This window comes from Pseudomonas sp. S1_E05 (assembly GCF_056337105.1).
Genome location: NZ_JBFRHM010000001.1, coordinates 2,067,615 through 2,085,471 on the forward strand (window position 1 = coordinate 2,067,615; position 17,857 = coordinate 2,085,471).

Annotated in this window: 17 protein-coding genes; 4 read left to right on the forward strand and 13 right to left on the reverse strand. The window is 60.7% G+C overall.

Annotated features, from left to right (window positions below; translation table 11 throughout):
- The first annotated feature begins 25 nt into the window (after positions 1–25).
- Together AB4N33_RS09480 and AB4N33_RS09485 are read left to right on the forward strand one after the other, a co-directional pair.
- On the forward strand, positions 26–1,246 hold the full coding sequence (locus tag AB4N33_RS09480; RefSeq protein WP_476457106.1) for a zinc-dependent alcohol dehydrogenase: 1,221 nt from the start codon (positions 26–28) through the stop codon (positions 1,244–1,246).
- Positions 1,247–1,381: 135 nt separating this feature from the next.
- Positions 1,382–3,715 (forward strand): FdhF/YdeP family oxidoreductase, encoded by a 2,334-nt coding sequence (locus tag AB4N33_RS09485; protein WP_476457107.1) that lies wholly within the window; start codon positions 1,382–1,384, stop codon positions 3,713–3,715.
- 3 nt (positions 3,716–3,718) lie between these two features.
- Here AB4N33_RS09485 and AB4N33_RS09490 read toward each other — a convergent pair whose 3' ends face one another.
- From AB4N33_RS09490 to AB4N33_RS09515, 6 genes are all read right to left on the reverse strand, one after another.
- Positions 3,719–4,255: a hypothetical protein gene (locus AB4N33_RS09490; protein ID WP_460125972.1), complete on the reverse strand. Its 537-nt coding sequence runs from the start codon at positions 4,253–4,255 to the stop codon at positions 3,719–3,721.
- A gap of 16 nt (positions 4,256–4,271) precedes the next feature.
- Complete coding sequence (locus AB4N33_RS09495; protein WP_460125974.1) at positions 4,272–4,499, reverse strand: PLD nuclease N-terminal domain-containing protein; 228 nt, start codon at positions 4,497–4,499, stop codon at positions 4,272–4,274.
- Between the two features lie 69 nt (positions 4,500–4,568).
- On the reverse strand, positions 4,569–5,015 hold the full coding sequence (locus tag AB4N33_RS09500) for a DUF421 domain-containing protein (protein ID WP_460125976.1): 447 nt from the start codon (positions 5,013–5,015) through the stop codon (positions 4,569–4,571).
- Positions 5,016–5,022: 7 nt separating this feature from the next.
- Positions 5,023–5,541 (reverse strand): hypothetical protein, encoded by a 519-nt coding sequence (locus tag AB4N33_RS09505; protein ID WP_476457108.1) that lies wholly within the window; start codon positions 5,539–5,541, stop codon positions 5,023–5,025.
- A 6-nt stretch (positions 5,542–5,547) separates the two neighbouring features.
- Positions 5,548–6,048 (reverse strand): CinA family protein, encoded by a 501-nt coding sequence (locus AB4N33_RS09510; RefSeq protein ID WP_476457109.1) that lies wholly within the window; start codon positions 6,046–6,048, stop codon positions 5,548–5,550.
- A gap of 109 nt (positions 6,049–6,157) precedes the next feature.
- The gene (locus AB4N33_RS09515) at positions 6,158–7,075 is read right to left on the reverse strand and encodes a LysR family transcriptional regulator (protein ID WP_460125982.1); all 918 of its coding nucleotides are present in this window, start codon (positions 7,073–7,075) and stop codon (positions 6,158–6,160) included.
- Positions 7,076–7,177: 102 nt separating this feature from the next.
- Here AB4N33_RS09515 and AB4N33_RS09520 point away from each other — a divergent pair, with 102 nt between their 5' ends.
- Positions 7,178–7,930: an SDR family NAD(P)-dependent oxidoreductase gene (locus tag AB4N33_RS09520; protein ID WP_476457110.1), complete on the forward strand. Its 753-nt coding sequence runs from the start codon at positions 7,178–7,180 to the stop codon at positions 7,928–7,930.
- Between the two features lie 63 nt (positions 7,931–7,993).
- On the opposite strand, the gene AB4N33_RS09525 is transcribed toward AB4N33_RS09520, so the two are convergent.
- Entirely contained in the window at positions 7,994–8,710 is a 717-nt protein-coding gene (locus AB4N33_RS09525; RefSeq protein WP_476457111.1) for a class I SAM-dependent methyltransferase, read from the reverse strand.
- Between the two features lie 82 nt (positions 8,711–8,792).
- Positions 8,793–9,668: a serine hydrolase domain-containing protein gene (locus AB4N33_RS09530; RefSeq protein ID WP_476457112.1), complete on the reverse strand. Its 876-nt coding sequence runs from the start codon at positions 9,666–9,668 to the stop codon at positions 8,793–8,795.
- A 176-nt stretch (positions 9,669–9,844) separates the two neighbouring features.
- On the opposite strand from AB4N33_RS09530, the gene AB4N33_RS09535 reads away from it, so the two are divergent.
- Positions 9,845–12,019 carry a TonB-dependent siderophore receptor gene (locus AB4N33_RS09535; protein ID WP_476457113.1) on the forward strand — a complete coding sequence of 725 codons (2,175 nt, stop codon included), beginning with the start codon at positions 9,845–9,847 and terminating at the stop codon, positions 12,017–12,019.
- A gap of 199 nt (positions 12,020–12,218) precedes the next feature.
- On the opposite strand, the gene AB4N33_RS09540 is transcribed toward AB4N33_RS09535, so the two are convergent.
- The 5 genes from AB4N33_RS09540 to AB4N33_RS09560 form a co-directional block, all read right to left on the reverse strand.
- Positions 12,219–12,581: a hypothetical protein gene (locus tag AB4N33_RS09540; protein ID WP_460125992.1), complete on the reverse strand. Its 363-nt coding sequence runs from the start codon at positions 12,579–12,581 to the stop codon at positions 12,219–12,221.
- 244 nt (positions 12,582–12,825) lie between these two features.
- Complete coding sequence (locus tag AB4N33_RS09545) at positions 12,826–14,031, reverse strand: CaiB/BaiF CoA transferase family protein (protein ID WP_460125996.1); 1,206 nt, start codon at positions 14,029–14,031, stop codon at positions 12,826–12,828.
- Positions 14,032–14,131: 100 nt separating this feature from the next.
- The gene (locus AB4N33_RS09550; RefSeq protein ID WP_460142008.1) at positions 14,132–14,929 is read right to left on the reverse strand and encodes an enoyl-CoA hydratase; all 798 of its coding nucleotides are present in this window, start codon (positions 14,927–14,929) and stop codon (positions 14,132–14,134) included.
- Between the two features lie 58 nt (positions 14,930–14,987).
- Positions 14,988–16,067: an ABC transporter ATP-binding protein gene (locus AB4N33_RS09555; protein ID WP_476457114.1), complete on the reverse strand. Its 1,080-nt coding sequence runs from the start codon at positions 16,065–16,067 to the stop codon at positions 14,988–14,990.
- Positions 16,064–17,836, reverse strand: coding sequence for an ABC transporter permease (locus AB4N33_RS09560; protein WP_476457115.1), 1,773 nt, complete (start codon positions 17,834–17,836; stop codon positions 16,064–16,066). Before AB4N33_RS09560 ends, AB4N33_RS09555 begins: the two co-directional genes overlap by 4 nt.
- Between the last annotated feature and the right edge of the window lie 21 nt (positions 17,837–17,857).

Below are 17,857 nucleotides of genomic sequence, written 5' to 3' on the forward strand. Positions count from 1 at the left end.
ACCCTATCAATGAGAGAGACAGGCCATGCGAGCACTCACCTACCACGGCGCCCACAGCGTCAAGGTCGATAACGTTCCCGATCCCGTCATCGAGAACGACGACGACATCATCCTTAGGGTCACCGCCACAGCGATCTGTGGTTCTGACCTGCATCTGTATCGAGGCAAGATTCCGAAAACCGAGCACGGCGATATCTTTGGGCACGAATTCATGGGCATCGTCGAGGAAGCGGGCTCGGGCGTGACCGCCGTGCACCCCGGCGACCGGGTGGTGATTCCTTTCGTGATCGCCTGCGGCAGTTGCTTCTTTTGCCAGATGGATCTGTTCGCCGCCTGTGAAACCACCAACACCGGGCGCGGTGCGATCCTCAACAAGAAGTCCATTCCGCCAGGGGCTGCCCTGTTCGGTTTCAGCCATCTGTATGGCGGCATTCCAGGCGGGCAGGCGGAATATGTAAGGGTTCCCAAGGCCAATACCGGGCCTTTCAAAGTGCCTGGCACGCTCTCGGACGAGAAGGTGCTGTTTCTCTCCGACATCTTGCCTACCGCGTTTCAGGCGGTGACCAATGCGGCAGTCGGCAAGGGCTCAAGCCTCGCGATCTATGGCGCCGGCCCGGTCGGGCTGTTGAGCGCGGCCTGCGCCAGGATGCTCGGGGTCGAGCAGATTTTCATGGTCGACCACCACCCTTACCGCCTTGCCTATGCGCAAAAAACCTACGGCGTGATCCCCATCAATTTCGATGAGGATGACGACCCGGCGGACACCATCATCCAGCAGACCAAAGGCATGCGTGGTGTCGATGGTGTGGTGGATGCGGTGGGCTTCGAGGCCAAGGGCAGTACCACCGAGACCGTACTCGCCACACTCAAGCTCGAAGGCAGCAGCGGCAAGGCACTGCGCCAATGCATCGCTGCCGTCCGGCGAGGTGGCGTCGTCAGTGTGCCCGGTGTGTATGCAGGGTTCATCCACGGCTTCCTGTTTGGCGATGCATTCGATAAAGGCCTGACATTCAAGATGGGCCAGACCCATGTTCAGCGCTATCTGCCTGAGTTGCTCGAACACATTGAAACCGGACGACTCGCCCCTGAGGTCATCATCAGCCATCGCATGGCCCTGGAGCAGGCAGCCGAAGGCTACAGGATCTTCGACAAGAAGGAGGAGGAATGCCGCAAGGTCATCCTGACGCCAGGCGGTGGCCAGATTCCCCTGCCGGAAAGCGACGGCACGCTAGTCCTGAACACCTAGATCTGTTCCCTTTACAGGACGGGATATCACGCACGGGGTATCTCGTCCTTTTTTTGCCTGCACGGATCCTTTCGAACCTTTCAGGGGCCGCATTCGTCATAACCGTATGCCCTGCCCCGGTTTCTGGAGTTCCTGATGCTCATTCATCCCAAGGCTCACTTCAAGCCCTACACCCATGCAAGCGGTGGCTGGGGATCGGCGAACGCAGTGATGAGAATCCTCTGGCGCGAGCAGGTCTTCACCAAGGCTGTGACTGCATTGGCCAAACAGAACAAGCCTGACGGCTTCGCCTGCGTCAGCTGCGCCTGGGCCAAGCCTGGCCACCCTCGGGTGCTGGAATTCTGCGAGAACGGCGCCAAAGCCACGGCGTGGGAACTGACCTCGAACAAGGCGGACCCCGCGTTCTTCGCCCGGCACACCTTGACCGAACTGCAGCAATGGCCCGATTACGACCTCGAACAACAGGGCCGCCTCACCCATCCGATGCGCTACGACCCGGCGAGCGATCGTTACCGGGAAACCACTTGGGACGAGGCCTATCACGAGATCGGCGCGCAACTCAAAACGATGGTGCCTGACAGCGTGGTGTTCTATGCCTCTGGCCGTGCCTCGTTGGAAACCTCGTTCATGTACCAGTTGTTTGCCAGGGCCTATGGCACCAACAACCTGCCCGACAGTTCCAACATGTGCCACGAAAGCACCTCGGTCGGTTTGCAGGAAAGCATCGGCGTACCGGTCGGCACGGTGACCCTGGATGATTTCAACCACACTGACTGCCTGTTTTTCTTCGGCCAGAACGTGGGTAGCAACGCCCCGAGAATGCTCCACGAGCTCCAGGACGTGCGTAAACGCAACGTGCCGATCATCACCTTCAACCCCCTGCGGGAGCGCGGGCTCGAGCGATTCGTCAACCCGCAGTCGCCCACCGAAATGCTCACGCCTGAATCGACACTGATCAGCACCCAATATCACCAGGTGGCAATTGGCGGCGACACCGCTGCAATGATCGGCATCGCCAAGGCACTGCTGGAAATGGACGACCATGCACGCAGCAATGGCCAACCTGCTGTAGTCGATGATGAGTTCATCGCCACGCACACCCACGGTTTCGAGGCATTCGCGACCTCCGTACGCGGGCATCACTGGCAGCAGCTTGAACGCAAATCCTGCCTGAGCCGGGGTGCCATGGAGGCCGCTGCCACCACCTACGCCCACAGCCAACGAGTGATGATGATTTACGGCATGGGCCTGACGCAGCACCGACACGGCGTGGAAAACGTACAGATGCTGGTCAACCTGCTGCTGATGCGCGGCAACATCGGCAAACCCGGCGCGGGGGTGTGTCCGGTTCGCGGACATTCGAATGTGCAGGGCCAGCGCACGGTGGGCATCACTGAAGATCCGAAAAAAGTGCCGGTTCAGCTGATCGAACAGCACTTGGGCTTCAAGGTGCCCGAGCAGATGGGGCTGTGCACCGTGGATGCCTGTGAAGGAATGATTGCCGGTAGCGTTCGCGGCTTCATCGGGTTGGGTGGTAACTTTCTGCGGGCCATCCCCGACACCACCCGCATGGAGCCGGCCTGGCAAACGCTGGATTTGAACGTACAGGTCGCCACCAAGCTCAACCGCACCCATCTGTTGCCGGTGAAGAACCTGTGGCTGCTGCCCTGCCTGGGCAGAATAGAAATCGACCGGCAGAACGGCGTCGAGCAGACCTACACCACCGAAGACAGCACGGGCTGCATCCACGGTTGGCATGGCAGTGCGCAGCCCGTCGGGCCAAACGTCCGTGCCGAGGCGAGCATCGTCGCCGGCCTGGCGATGGCGACCCTCGACGCCTCGAATGCCATCGACTGGCAAGGCTGGAGTGAAGACTACGCATCCGTCAGAAAGGCCATCGCGCTGATCTATCCAAAAATCTTCCACGACATGGAATCACGGATGCAGGAGCCAGGTGGTTTCCACCGGCCCATCGCCGCCGCGCAACGCGAATGGCTGACCGAAAGTGGCAAGGCGCAGTTCATCACCCCCGGAACGCTGGACGAAGACGATGACGTCACGCCCTCCGACAGCCCGCGAGACGTGTTGCAGTTGATGACGCTGCGCAGCAACGACCAGTTCAATACCACCATCTACGGCTACGAGGATCGCTTTCGCGGCATCAGCGATACCCGCGAAGTGATCTTCATGCATCACAACGACATCGTGCGGCTGGGGTTCGAAACCGGTGACCGGGTGTGGGTCACCACGGCAGTCGAGTCGGGTGTCATTCGCCAGGTCGGACCTCTGGAGATCATCGCCTATGACATTCCCGAGGGGTGCGCGGGCGCTTACTACCCTGAATGCAATCCACTGGTGCCGCTCTGGCACCATGCCGAGCGCAGCAAGGTGCCGGCGGCGAAATCCGTGCCGGTGAGGCTCAGCGCCGGCCCCGTTCGCGCCGAGCCTGGATTCGGCAAAGGCGCCTGACGCCTACGCGCCCGGATTGGTGACCTGAATGAACAACGACCAAGCCGTGAGCAGCACCCAGAACCCGGCGAACAGCCACGGGGTTCGGACGGAAAACAGCAACGCCTTGCGATAACCCTTGTGGCTGGATTCGCGCTCGCTGAACAAGGGTGAGTCATCGTAAGCCAGCCCCATCACGGGCTCAGCGCGCAAGAGCTCGCTCTGCTTGTAGTACCAGTGATCGATGATGTCATAGGACGCACGAATACCCGGCCAGGCATTGAGCGAGCTGAGCACGCCGAGCAGCGCCAGAAACGGTGGCACCACCAGCGTGAACAACTTCCCCCATTCGGGGTTGACGTTGGCCATGCAGGAGGCAAAAGCGATCACCAGGAAGGATTGCGCCGTCAGGTAGGCATTGGTCCGATTGGACAAAATGCTGGTCTCGTACTGGATCTCCCGACGATAAAAATCCAGCCGCTGTTTGGGTGAACCGAACATTTGTGCATCGCGTGCAGAGAGTTCGGTTTCGCTCACCTCTGACGTGAGTATTCTCGGCAAACGGACGTCCTCAGGCTTAGCCTTTGCTGTGTTCCGGTGAGGTGGGCCCTTCCTTGATACCGCGAGGTCCGGCGACGCCCCATACGATCAGGCCCAGTACGGGGAAGACGATCAGGCCGATGGCCCATGCGGCCTTGACACCCACGGTCTTGTCGCTGCGAAACACGCTGACGATGGCCCACAGATCGACGAGCAGAATGATCACCGCAAGGGCGATCGAGAAGTAGCTGGTTGCTTCGGTCATTTTTCTATCCTCCAGAGACTGTAAAGGATTAGGTGCCACCAACGCGCAGGTGTTCAAAGCAATTGCCGGTCAACTATCGCGAGCAATGATCGAGATCTTGCCATTGCGCTCGATGATCGCGAACTTGATCTCTTCCAGGGTCTCGATGCCCTGGCTGGAACGGGCAGCCTCCATGACGTCGGCCTCCACCAGGCGGGCATGACGCAAGCGTTCACGCAGCAGCTTGCCGTTCTCGACGATGATGGTCGGCTCCCCGTCAATCAGCCGAGACATCCAGCGCGACCGCTGCTTGAGCAGGGAAAGACCGACATCCACGGCGATCAGCGTGACGATCACCAGCATCGAATTGGTCAACGAAAAGTCGTCGCCCAACAGCGCCTGCTGGGTCGCCTCACCGATGATCATCAACAAGACGAAATCGAAAGTGGTCAGCTCTGCCAACGAGCGTCTTCCGGCGATCTTGAACAGCACCATAAGGGCCAGATACATGGCCGCGGCACGCAATACCGAATCCATAGGTCACCTAAGGGAAAATGAACTGGGTGAGTTTCACGCCGCTGGTGCCTGGCAGAATGATGCTGCTGCGAAACAGCCCCAGCCCATCGCCGCGCAAGGTCATGAATACGCTGGCCTGGCCTTTGGTATCGGCCTGAATCCACAGGCGCATGCCCTGCGCGGAGCTACGGGAGCGCACCGGCTCGGGTTGCAGCGTTTCGATGCTGAAACCATCGAGCAATTCGCCGGCCACTTCCAACTCCAACGTCGACTCCGGTTCGCCGCTCAAGCTGATCTTCATCGCGTTGGTAGAGCCATTGCGGTGGAACATCTCATACTCGACGCGGACCCGGCCGTCGTCGCTGAGCACGTCACGCGAGCTGAGCAAACCACGCGAGAACAGCCCCGCCAGCCCCAGGATCATCAGCAAAACCAGCATGTACCAACCGAAGCGTTCGAAGCGCCAGACCTTGATCTGATACGCCATGTCTTCACGCACAGGGTATTTGCGGCTTTCCAGGTCCGGGTGTCGAGTTTCGTCGTTCATCAGTCACTACCCTCGCTCACCCTTGAGCGCTCGGCCATGGAAATGCGGTAGCCACTGCAACGCATATTCCGTGGCCTGTTCGAGCACCTCGCAGCGCGTGCCAAAGAAACGATGCCTGCGGTTGAACAGGCATTGCTCGCCCGCCAGTTGAAATGCCCATGCAAAACACACGGTGCCGGCCGGGATGCCGTCCATATCGTCGGGGCCGAGAATGCCTGTGGTGGCCACTGCCACATTCGCCGTGCTGTCGCGAAGCGCGCCCGCAGCCATCTCGCTGGCGACCTCAACGCTGGTCAGGTTGAAGGTCTCGATGGTGTGCGGGTTGACGTGCAACAGGCGCTGCTTGGCCTGAGGCGAATAGACCACGTAGCCGCACTCGATCACCTCGCCGCTGCCCTCGACTTCCGACAGCAACATCACGATCGCGCCGGCAGTACAGGATTCTGCCGTGGTCAGCAGGAGAGAGTGATTGCGCAGATACGCGATGGTGTCGTCAGCAATGGGCATGTGCAGGACTCACAGGTTTGTTGCTCGGTTGACCTGCGCGTTGGGCAAACATTCCATCGCGTGAGATGAACGCGCATCGACTCCTCGCCCCTGCCCCCGGCAGTCAGGGTTAACGCGGCCAGCGCCATACCGGATCGGCCAGATGCTCGGCAAAAAAATCCGACAGCACCCTGATCTTCACCGGGCGGGTACGCGCCGACGGCGTGACGAAGTACAGGCCACCGCGCGTCATGCTCCACTCGGGAAGGACCTGTTCCAGGCGCCCGTCCGCCAGGTACTCACTGGCCATGAACTCCGGCAGTTCAGAAATGGCCAGCCCTTCAAGCAGCACAGGGATCATCGCATCCGAGTTGGTTACCCGAAGTGGCCCGTTGGGTGCCACGTCCTCCTCGGCGCCACTGTGGTGGGTGAACCGCCACACCTGGGTGCGTGCACGGTAGGCGTAGCTCAGGCATTGGCGATGGGCCAGGTCACGCGGATGGCCCGGCCGGCCGTGCGCTTGGAGGTAGCCCGGTGATGCCACAAGCAACTGGCTGACCGCGCAGATTCGCCGGGCGACCAGCGATGAGTCTGGCAGGGCCGCAATCCGCAGCGCCGCGTCGAAACCGTCGGCGATCAGGTCCACCGAGGCGTCGGACAAATGCAGGTCGATGGAGAGCTCCGGGTACAAGCGCATCAGTTTGGGCATCAATGGGGCCACCCAACGCAGGCCAAACGACATCGGCACCGCCAGGCGCACCTGGCCACGGGGTTGCACGGACAGTTCCTGGGCCTCGCTTTCCACCTCTTCGGCCTGCCGATAGATGTCCCCGGCCCTGGCCGCCATGCTCAGGCCAAACTCCGTGAGTGACAGCTGACGTGACGTTCGATTGAACAAGCGCCCGCCCAGTCGCTCCTCCAGCCTTGCCACCGCCCGCGACACAGTGGGCACCGAGACCCCCATCAGCCGCGCGGCAGCCGCGAACGAGCCCTCTTCCGCCACCTTGGCGAACATCGCCAGCCCTTCGAAATCCGGTAATTTGCTCATTTCATTTCTGCAACGATGACTTTCTGACAATTCTATTTTGAAACATACCTATCGTCGATACGATTCTCCCATCACAACGACCTACCCTCTGGAGAACCTCAAATGAACGGCAAACTCAACGGCAAAATCGCACTCGTCACCGGCGGCACCAGCGGCATCGGCCTGGCCACCGCCAAACGCTTCGCCGAGGAAGGCGCGCATGTCTACATCACCGGCCGTCGCCAGGCGGGGCTGGATGCAGCCGTCGCGCTGGTCGGCAACGCCACCGGTGTGCAAGTGGACTCGACCCAGCTTGATCAACTCGACGATCTCTACGCAAAAATCCGCGCCAGTCATGGACACATCGACGTGTTGTTCGCCAACGCCGGCGGCGGCTCGATGCTGCCAATGGGCGACATCACCGAGCAGCATTACGACGACACCTTTGACCGCAACGTCAAGGGCGTCCTGTTCACCGTGCAGAAGGCGCTGCCCCTCTTGGCCAATCACGCTTCGGTGATACTGACCGGCTCCACGGCGGGCAGTTCAGGCACTCCGGCGTTCAGTGTGTATTCCGCGTCCAAAGCCGCCGTGCGATCGTTTGCCCGTAACTGGATACTGGACCTGAAGGACCGCAACGTGCGTATCAATACCATCAGCCCCGGCGCCACCCGCACGCCTGGCCTGGTTGACCTGGCAGGGCCCGACGCGGCGCAGCAGCAAGGCCTGCTGGATTACCTGGCCTCACAGATTCCGATGGGGCGTGTCGGTGAACCTGAAGAGATCGCCAACGCGGCGCTCTTTCTCGCTTCCAGCGACGCGAGCTTCGTCAACGGCATCGAGCTGTTCGTCGACGGTGGTCAGGCCCAGATCTGACACGGCGGGTTCATCACCAAAAAAAGGCGGCGTTCTCACGGACGCCGCCTTTTTCTGGTTGTCTCAGACCTGCTTTTGCGTCAACCACGCCCCCCAGAACAAGCTGCTGAAGAACCGCGTCGCATCGCCGAAGCCGGCGTCGTACAGCAGTTTTTGTACGGCGGCCTCGGAGTGTGGAGGGTCGGCGCCTTGCAGGATCTTCCCGAGCTTGGCCTTCACTTCATCCGCCGAAGCGCCATGCTGCCGCCAGCGCTGTCCCCAGGCGGCGAGCAGCAAGGGCTGACTGGCGTAGGCGTACTGATTGCCCGCAACCACCAACGGCGCTCCGGGCTTCAAATGAGAATGGATGGTTTGCAGGATCCTGCGTTTAGGCTCGTCCCCGTCGAGGTGATGCAGCACACCGACCAGTGTGGCTGCGTCAAACGAGCTGTCCGCTTTCAGGTCCTCCACATAGCCCTGGTGCAGGGTCGTCCTGTCCAGCAGGCCATTGGACTCCAGATGCTGCCTGGCGGTTTCCAGCATCGGCGGCGAAGGGTCAACGGCTGTGAAGTGCCAGTGCGGCTCGAGCTTGGCCATGGCAATGATCTCGGAAGCCGTGCCTCCTGCGCCGACCACCAGAATTTTTGCCGGTTGCAGGCAGCCAATGCTGGCCGCCAGCATGCAGGCCACCAGGTCCTGGCAGGCATCATAACCGGCCAGGGCAATACGACTTTGCCGTGCGTATTCACTGGCTCGTGAATGATCGAACTTTTCAGCTGAGGTGTCGGGGGTTGTCTTCAAGGCGATTCTCCATGACCTTGAACCAACCTACGTCACGTTTCGAAATAAGAGAAATTCATTGATTTTATAAATAGCATTCCTATCAGGAATGCGAAGTCAGCTGCATCAGGGCAGCGGATTCCACCGCCCCCTCGTCATGCCCTTCACTGAACACCGCGCAGGTGGCGACCTGATCGCCATGGACACACTGATATACCGCGATGACGCTGCCCGGCCCACCGCCCGTATGGCCAACCAGCCTGTGCCCGCTGTTCGTTTCACCGATCATCAAGCCCAGGCCATAGCCGGGCGTGGCCCACGGCCTTCCGGGTATGGGACCGCCGAGCACGATTGCGTCCTGCATTGCCTCTAGCAAGGAGGGGGGCAGCAACCGACCGGCCAGCAAGCCATCGAGCAGTTGAGCGGCTTCGTCAAGCGGGCCCATCAACAAGCCGTGATAGACCCAGCGGGGGTGATAGGTCGCCATCGTTGGCGGATGCACATCGCTCAAGTCCTCTTGCGTTCGCACGAGTCGAACCCGGGTTAAACCGAGGGGCGAAAAAACTTGCTGGATCAACGCTTCTTCAAGTGGTTGCCCGCTCAGCCGCTCGATCAACCTGGCCACCCACATGTAGCCGACGTTGGAATAGCGCCATGCCGTCCCTGGCTCGTAACGCAACCGATTGGCGTCGAGGCGTTGCAGCATTTCATGGGCTGGCCAGGGTGCCTGGTTTTCGGCAACGGCTGAATGGTACGCCTTGAGTTCCGAATAGTCTGCCAACCCTGCCTGGTGCTTTAGCAATTGACGGAGTGTGAACGGCCCCTCCGCGACTGGCTCGTCAAGCCTGACAACCCCGTCACGCACGAGACACAACGCCGCAGCAGACAGCACTGTTTTAGTGAAGCTCCACCAAGGCACGGCAACTTGTGCATGCTCCGTCGGCCAAGGCGTTCCATTGAGTATCAGGGACTTGAGCATGGGTAATCCTGCTTGGACGGGTGAAGTATTTTGCCCGTTTTGAATAGGACAAATGCATGGGTGCCATAGGTTTTTTCGCCTCCCAAGCTTTTGCGTTCGTTAAAATCCTGACAGAACTAATGCTAACGATTCTCATAATCGCTTAGATTATCTAAAACCTGCTCAGGAAACCCACCATGTCGCGCTCCACCTCACTGCGCCATTTCAAATCATCACGTGATCTGCTGGCCATGGCCGTTTGCATGGCAACTCTGACCCCGGCGATGGCCGATGACAACAGCGCAGCGCTGGAGAATTCGAATCCGGCCACCCTCGAGCTGGGCGCGACCGAAATCACCAGCACTCAATTGGGCAGCACCACCGAAGGCACCACTTCCTACACCACCGGCGCCATGTCCACCGCCACCAAGCTGCCACTGACCATGCGCGAAACGCCCCAGGCCGTAACCGTGATCACCCGCCAGCGCATGGACGACCAGGGGATGACCAGCATCAACGACGTGGTCAAGAACACCCCCGGACTGTTCCTCTCCACGTCCGATGGCCCTGGCCGGCAGAAATACTCGGCGCGCGGTTTTGACATCGACAACCTGATGTATGACGGCATCCCCAGCGGTTATCAAGGCTGGTCGGTGGGCGTGCAGCCGAACCTGGCGATGTTCGATCGGGTCGAGATCGTCCGTGGTGCGACCGGTCTCGTGACTGGCGCTGGCAACCCGTCGGCGGCTATCAACCTGGTGCGCAAACGCCCGCTCGCCGAGCAGAAGGTCACCCTGACCGGCACCGCCGGCAGTTGGGACGACTACCGTGGCGAAATCGACGCTTCCAGCCCGCTCAACGACAGCGGCACCTTGCGGGGTCGTGTCGTGACGTCGTGGCGTGATTCCAACAGCTTCATCGATGATGTAGACGAAAACCACGGCCTGTTCTATGCAATCACCGAAGCCGACCTCAGCGAAGACACCACCCTGACTCTCGGTTTCTCGCACCAGAAGGACAAGACCAACTACTTCTGGGGCGCGTCCATGCTTGGGCTCGACGGCCATCACCTGAACCTGCCTCGTTCCTACAACCCGGGCACGTCCTGGGAGAACAAGGACCAGGACGTCAACACGGTGTTCGCCGAGTTCCGCCACAACCTGGCCAACGACTGGAAGCTGCAGGTCAACGCCAACTATGCCGAGCAGAACGGCTTGTTCAGTGGCTCATATCAGTCGCGCTGGAACGGTCCCGCGCTGGAGCGCACCGTTTGGCAGGCTTCCTATGACGAGAATCAGACCGGGTTGGACAGCTTCCTCAGTGGCCCCTTCCAGGCATTCGGGCGCACCCATGAATTGGTCGTCGGCGCGGGCAAGCGCATCTACGACATGACCACCCAGAACTACGCCCCTTACGCCATGGATTGGCCAATCACCGCCGGCAAACCGAACTTCACGCGTACCGATAGCGTGCGCGAAGTCACGACCCAGGACAGCGTCTACGCGACAACCCGCCTGAGCCTTGCCGATCCCTTGAAGCTTATTCTCGGCGGACGCCTGGACTGGTACGACTACGACAACCGCGATGCGGAGGGTGATTACAAGGTCACTCGCAACGTCACTCGTTACGCCGGTGTGATCTACGACCTGGATGAGCACCATTCGGTATACGCCAGCTACAGCGATATCTTCACACCGCAAAGCGAAAAGGACACCTCAGCCACCCCGCTCAAGCCTATCGTCGGCAAAAACTACGAGGTCGGCGTCAAGGGCGAGTACTTCAACGGTGCGCTGAACGCCAGCTTGGCGGTGTTTCGCGTCGACCAGGAAAACCGTGCCGTACAAGTGTTCGTGCCGAACTGCCCTCAGAACGCCTGCTATCAGCCTTCCGGTGAGATTCGCAGCCAGGGCATCGACTTCGAACTGCAAGGCGCGCTGACCGAGAACTGGCAGCTCGGCGGCGGCTACACCTACGCCCGCGTGCACACGCTCAAGGACGATGCCAACCCGCAGAACGTCAACCAGCGCTTCGACACTGACACTCCGGAGCACCTGTTCAAGTTGACCACCAGCTACCGTTTCCAGGGTCCGCTGGAAAAACTGCGCGTCGGTGGCAGCGTCTACTGGCAGAGCCGCATGTACAACGACATCGCGTTGGACGATGGGAGCGAATACCGACTCAAGCAAGGTAGCTACGCAACCACGGATCTGATGGCCGGCTACGAGGTCAACCGCAATCTGGACCTGCAACTCAACGCCAACAACATCTTCGATCGTGACTACTACCAGTCGATCAGCACCTCTACCCAGTACGGCGGCGACAGCTACGGCGCTCCCCGTAACCTGATGCTGACGGCCAAGTACAGCTTCTGATCGACCGCCCCCTGTAGGAGCGAGCATGCTCCGGGCGGCGTTCCGACGATGGTGGCCCGGGCACCGTGGGGCCTCAGGCTGCCAGCGTCATCGTTGACGACCATCGCGAGCATGCTCGCTCCTACAGGGATCTGCGTTAACGAAAAAGCCCGGCTGATTAGGCCGGGCTTCTTGTTGGGTGTTGCGCGGGAGCCATGCTTCATACGGCACGGCGTTCGATCAGGCGGTCGGAGCCACCTTCGGCGACGCGGCGTTCGATCAAGCGATCAGAACCACCTTCGGCGACACGACGTTCAATCAAACGATCAGAACCACCTTCGGCTACACGGCGTTCGATCAGGCGATCAGAGCCACCTTCGGCTACGCGGCGTTCAATCAAACGATCCGAGCCACCTTCGGCTACGCGGCGCTCGATCAAGCGATCCGAACCACCTTCGGCTACGCGGCGCTCGATCAGCCGATCCGAACCACCTTCAGCAACAACAGGTTGAGCGGCGGTAGCGGCAAAAGCGTTAACTGCAAAAACCGAGAAAGCGATGCTGAGAAGAGTTTGGCGTTTCATGATCGTGTGCTCCAGGGGGTGTAGTTGTTTGGTATGGAGCTGATGTTACGCCGCACAATTTTTATGAGAACTTCATTGGAATGATGGTGACTATCGACGCGGGTAATGGGTCGACCGCCATGCATTTAACCTGTGGGAGCGGGCTTGCTCGCGAAGGCGGAGTGTCAGTCGACATCGATGTATCAGGTCGACCGCCTTCGCGAGCAAGCCCGCTTACAGGGGGGAATGTTCAGAACCTTTCGCCTCAGATCACCCCGCGCGCCTTGTACGAAACAATCTGATCGTCGCTATAACCCAACTCCTTCAGCACACTGGCACTGTGCTGGCCCAGACCTGGCGAAGGTTGTTCGTCGACCATCTGTGTGTAGGGCATGTGCAACGGATGTTTCACGTAGCAATTACCCGACTGCGCTGGCACTTCGACGATCATTCCACGGTGCTGCACCTGCGGGTCGGCAATGGCTTCGGCCACGGTGTTGATCGGGCTGCAGGGCACGTCCGCCGCCTGCAGGGTCTTGAGCCAATGCTCCCGACCATACTCGGTCAGGCGGGTCTTCATGAGGGGTTCAAGGTGGGCATGATTCTGTGCACGCAGCGGACCGTCACGCAGCAGCGGATCGTCGATCCACGCCGCACGATCCATCGCCAGGCACATGCGTTGCCACTGCTCTTCGGTGTCCACGCAGATGGCAATCGGCTCGTCCGCCGTCGGGAAGGCCTGGAACGGTGCGATCAAGGCGTGGCGACTGCCGAGGCGCTTGGGCACGTCACCGACCTGCAGATACCGCGCAACCGCGTTTTCCATCATCGCCAGTTGGCAGTCGAGCATCGAGATGTCAATGAACGCGCCAGTGCCGCCGTTGCGCTCCTTGTCGACCAATGCCGCCAGTATGCCCACCGTGGTGAACAGGCCCGAGCCGATGTCGCCCAGGGAAATCCCGACCCGCGCCGGCGGCCCGAACTCTTCACCGGTGATGCTCATCATGCCGGACATGGCCTGGGCAACCACGTCGAACGACGGCAGATGTTTGTACGGACCGTCCTGGCCAAACCCGGAGATCGACGCATACACCAGGCCCGGGTTGTATTCGCGTACCGTCTCGTAACCGAAGCCCAGGCGTTCCATGGCGCCGGCGCGGTTGTTTTCCACGAACACATCGGCCGTTGACAACAGTTGGCGCAGCACCGCCTTGCCCTCTTCATCTTTCAAGTTGAGCGTCAAGCTGCGCTTGTTGCGATTGACGCTGTTGAAATAGACGCTGCCGTCATCCTTGAACGGTGCCACACCTCGGGTGTAGTCCCCGCCGTTTGGGCGTTCGACCTTGATCACTTCAGCGCCGAGACTGGCCAGCAACCAGGTTGCATACGGACCGGCCAGCATATGCGTGGCATCGATCACGCGTATGCCATTGAGTGGACCTTTATTGGAGTTTTGCGTTTTCGTGGACATGAGTTCACCCCGCCAGGCTATCAGGATCGCCTGGTCACATTAGGTATTTGCGGTAGAGAACCGGGTTCTCTGCTGTTATGAATCCATCAAACCGAACGCCCTAGCACCCTTGCCAGGCAGGCGAACGTTTTTGCTGGAAGGCCGAAACGCCCTCACGAAAATCCCAGGACTGGTAGCAGCGCAACAACACGTCTTCGTCCCGGACATTGGCCACCTGGGCATCGCGAAGGCGGCGTAACACGGTTTTGGTCGCCCACAGCGTCAGGGGCGCCAATTGCGTCAACTGCTCGGAGACGCGCTCGGCGGCGGCCTCCAGCTGGTCCTCCTCGACCATCTCGCGAAAGGCGCCGCTGGCGATCAAGCCAGGCGCCTCCACCAGCCGCGCGCTGAACACCATTTCCTTGGTCATTGCCGGGCCGAACAGGTCGATCAGGCGCTGATAATTCAACGCACTCAGACAGTTGCCTACCGTTCTCGCAATGGGGAAACCGAAGCGCGCCGATGGGCTGATCAGGCGCACGTCGCAGGCCGCGGCGATCAAGGCACCGCCGCCGACACAGGGGCCGGCAATCGCCGCCACCGTGGGAAACTTCAGCGCTTCCAGGGCGGCAATCAGGGTTTCACTGTGGCCTTCCAACTCCAGGAACTCGGCTTCGGTTTTGGCATCTTCCAGCGCGCCGAAATCAGCGCCCGCCATGAACGAAGGACGCTTGCCAGTGGCGCCGGTCAGGACCAGAGCCTTGACCGAGTCGTCAACGGCCAGTTCGAGAAAGATCCCGGTCAGTGTTTCTTCCATGGCCGGCGACATCGCATTCAGCGCATCAGGACGATTGAAAATCACCCATTCGACGCTGCCCCGGCGTTGTCGAACGATCTCTGTACTTTCACTCACTTTCATCACTGCACCTTGTTCTTCAACCGAAATTTGAATGTCGTTGCGCGGCGACACAGAGCCATCAACTGGTGACGCGGCTACCCGGTTGCAGCAGGTGGCAATCGCCTTCCGGCAGTTGCAACAACACCACCTGCCCCACTTGATAATCGATAGTCGGCGGTGTGAACGCCCGTACTGTGGCACCCAGGCCGATGTCCACCAGCACGTCGCAGTACTCGCCCAGATACGCCGTGCGCAGCACAGTGCCGGGCAAGACGTTGTCCGCGCCCTGCTCGGGCCCTACCACCCGGACTCTCGAAGGACGGATGCACAGGGTGACTTCCTCGCCGGGTTTCCCTCCGCTTCGGTCAACGCCCTTCAGTGCCTGCTCGCCGAACTGCGCGATGCCGGCGGCTTTCACCCGAGCGGGAATAACGTTGTTGCTGCCGATGAAGGCCGCCACGAAGGCATTCGATGGTCGTTCGAAGATTTCCCGGGGCGAGCCCAGTTGCTGGACACTGCCACCGTTCATGACAGCCACCTGGTTGGCCGTGACCAGCGCCTCGCCCTGGTCGTGGGTCACGTACACCGTGGTCAAGCCGAGCAGGTCGTGCACGCGGCGAATCTCGAAGCGCATTTCTTCACGCAGGTGGGCATCGAGGTTGGACAGCGGCTCGTCCAGCAACAGGATGCTAGGCTCGACGATCAGCGCCCGCGCCAGGGCCACACGCTGTTGCTGGCCGCCGGACAACTCGGACGGATAACGGTCGGCCAGATGATCGAGGTGCACGGTCTTCAGGGCTTTCTTCAGTTTCTGTTCCAGTTCAGCGCGAGGCACCTTGCGGATTTGCAAACCGAACGCAACGTTCTCGGCCACTGTCTTGTGCGGCCACACCGCGTAGTTCTGGAACACCAGGGAAATGTCCCGGTGCTCCGGTGGCACCACACCCTGGGGACTGGAGATCACCCGGTCATTGACACGGATCTCACCACCGCTGGGGGTTTCGAAACCCGCCAGCAACTGCAACGTGGTCGACTTGCCGCAGCCCGAGGGGCCGAGCAAGGCCAGCAGTGTCCCGTCTTCGACCGTCAGGTCTATGCCCTTGAGCGCCTGGAACTGACCGAAGCTCTTTTGCAGGTTGCGAATGTGGATCTGGCTCATTGGGCGGCTCCTGGTTCTGTACGAGTGAGCCCGGCACTTGGGCGTTTGTGTCGGGCCAGCTTGACGTTGAGCAATTGCGCGAGCGCCACCACCAGCATGGTAACCACCAGCAGCAACACGCTGGCCGCCGCCACGGCTTCGTAGTTGCCACCGTCCTTGTAGTTGTAAATCAGCGTGGTCATGACGTTGGTGCTCGGGGTGATCAGGAACACCGCCACCGACAGCTCGCGCATCACCGGGATGAACACCAGCAGCCAGCCGGAGATCAGCCCGGAGCGCATCAACGGTGCGGTAATGCTGGTGAAGGTTTTCGCTTCGCTGGCGCCCAGGATGCGGGCCACCCGCTCAAGGTCAGGGCTGATGCCTTTGAGAATCGCCCCGCCATGGGAATAGGCAATCGGCAGGAACGTGGCAACAAACGCCGCGACGATGATCGCCGAGGTGCCATACAGGCTCAGCGGAGGCTGCGTGTAGGCGGCGAAGAAACCCACCGACAGGACGATCCCCGGAATGATGATCGGCAGGTTGGTCAGGCCGGCGATCAGGGTCGTGCCCGCCACGAGCCGCCGCTCGACGATGTAGGCGATCACCGCGCCGAGCAGCACACAGATGGTCGCGGCGCCAGCAGCATAGGACAGCGAGTTGAAGATCGCCGCCTGGGTTTCGCCATTTTCCAGGATCGCCCAGCGATACCAGTGGAACGTCAGGTTGCCAAGCGACGGCCCCTGGCCCCAGGCCTTGGAGAGCGACACCACGATCAGCGCAAAGTACGGCAGCAACACCGCCGTCACCGGCACGATCAAGGCGAACGCCAACCCGCCCCAGCGCCAGCCCTTGAGGTCAATGCGCCGGCCGGCACGGCTCTTGCCGCCAATCATGACGAAGCGCTTGCGTCCCAGAATCTTCCTGCGCCCCCAGAACAAGCCACCGGTCAACAGCAACAACGGCATGCAATAGGCCGCCGCCATGTACAGCTCAGGCGGGAACAACTGATAGAACTCGGCCAGTTTGGTGGTCACCACCGCTGTGCCCGAAGGCGTCAGCAGGAAGGCCGGCACACCGAACAGTGTCATGCCCTGGATGAACGACAGAATGAAGCCGACGATTACCGCAGGCATTACCATCGGGATGGTCACGCTGAACATCGTGCGCAACACCCCCGCGCCGAGGGTAGTCGCCGCGTCCTCGAGCTCCACCGCCATGTCATCCAGCGCACTGGCGACGATGGTGAAGGTGTACGGCACGGTGTAGATCGCACAGACGAAGATCGCACCGCCCATCGAGTAGATGTTGAGCAACGGCTGCGTGCTGTCGAACAGGTAGCGATACAGTGAGTTGAGCCAACCGGCATTCGGTGCGGCCAGCAGGATCCAGCCCAGCGCACCGATGAACGACGGCGTGACGAACGCACCGAGGGTCAACATCCGGATCAGCCCACGCCCTGGCATGTTGGTGCGGGCCACCAGCCAGGCCAGCGGCACACCGAGCACCGTCGAGAACAGCGCCGTGGAAAACGCCAGGATGATCGAGTTGCCCAGCGGCGCCAACATGCCCTTGGCAGTCATCAGGCGCACGTAGTTGTTCAGTGTCCATTGCTGTGTCGCGTCATCGTGCAGACTGTTGTAGACAATCCAGCCCACCGGTTGCGCGACCAGTGCAAACAGGCACAACAGCACGGCTGAGACCACGGTCCAGCGCACCCACGGTCGGTGTCGCCGGATGCCGGCCTTGGAGGCAGCCGGTGATGAATCTATTGCAAAAACGCCCATGAAGGGTCACTCCTGAATCAG

Coding starts and splice junctions, on each gene's coding strand:
- AB4N33_RS09510 (WP_476457109.1), bottom strand. CDS start 6,048: ATGCCCATTGCTGACGACACCATCGCGTATCTGCGCAATCACTCTCTC.
- AB4N33_RS09520 (WP_476457110.1), top strand. CDS start 7,178: ATGAACGGCAAACTCAACGGCAAAATCGCACTCGTCACCGGCGGCACC.
- AB4N33_RS09545 (WP_460125996.1), bottom strand. CDS start 14,031: ATGTCCACGAAAACGCAAAACTCCAATAAAGGTCCACTCAATGGCATA.
- AB4N33_RS09500 (WP_460125976.1), bottom strand. CDS start 5,015: ATGGATTCGGTATTGCGTGCCGCGGCCATGTATCTGGCCCTTATGGTG.
- AB4N33_RS09535 (WP_476457113.1), top strand. CDS start 9,845: ATGTCGCGCTCCACCTCACTGCGCCATTTCAAATCATCACGTGATCTG.
- AB4N33_RS09550 (WP_460142008.1), bottom strand. CDS start 14,929: ATGAAAGTGAGTGAAAGTACAGAGATCGTTCGACAACGCCGGGGCAGC.
- AB4N33_RS09495 (WP_460125974.1), bottom strand. CDS start 4,499: ATGACCGAAGCAACCAGCTACTTCTCGATCGCCCTTGCGGTGATCATT.
- AB4N33_RS09485 (WP_476457107.1), top strand. CDS start 1,382: ATGCTCATTCATCCCAAGGCTCACTTCAAGCCCTACACCCATGCAAGC.
- AB4N33_RS09480 (WP_476457106.1), top strand. CDS start 26: ATGCGAGCACTCACCTACCACGGCGCCCACAGCGTCAAGGTCGATAAC.
- AB4N33_RS09555 (WP_476457114.1), bottom strand. CDS start 16,067: ATGAGCCAGATCCACATTCGCAACCTGCAAAAGAGCTTCGGTCAGTTC.
- AB4N33_RS09540 (WP_460125992.1), bottom strand. CDS start 12,581: ATGAAACGCCAAACTCTTCTCAGCATCGCTTTCTCGGTTTTTGCAGTT.
- AB4N33_RS09530 (WP_476457112.1), bottom strand. CDS start 9,668: ATGCTCAAGTCCCTGATACTCAATGGAACGCCTTGGCCGACGGAGCAT.
- AB4N33_RS09505 (WP_476457108.1), bottom strand. CDS start 5,541: ATGAACGACGAAACTCGACACCCGGACCTGGAAAGCCGCAAATACCCT.
- AB4N33_RS09515 (WP_460125982.1), bottom strand. CDS start 7,075: ATGAGCAAATTACCGGATTTCGAAGGGCTGGCGATGTTCGCCAAGGTG.
- AB4N33_RS09560 (WP_476457115.1), bottom strand. CDS start 17,836: ATGGGCGTTTTTGCAATAGATTCATCACCGGCTGCCTCCAAGGCCGGC.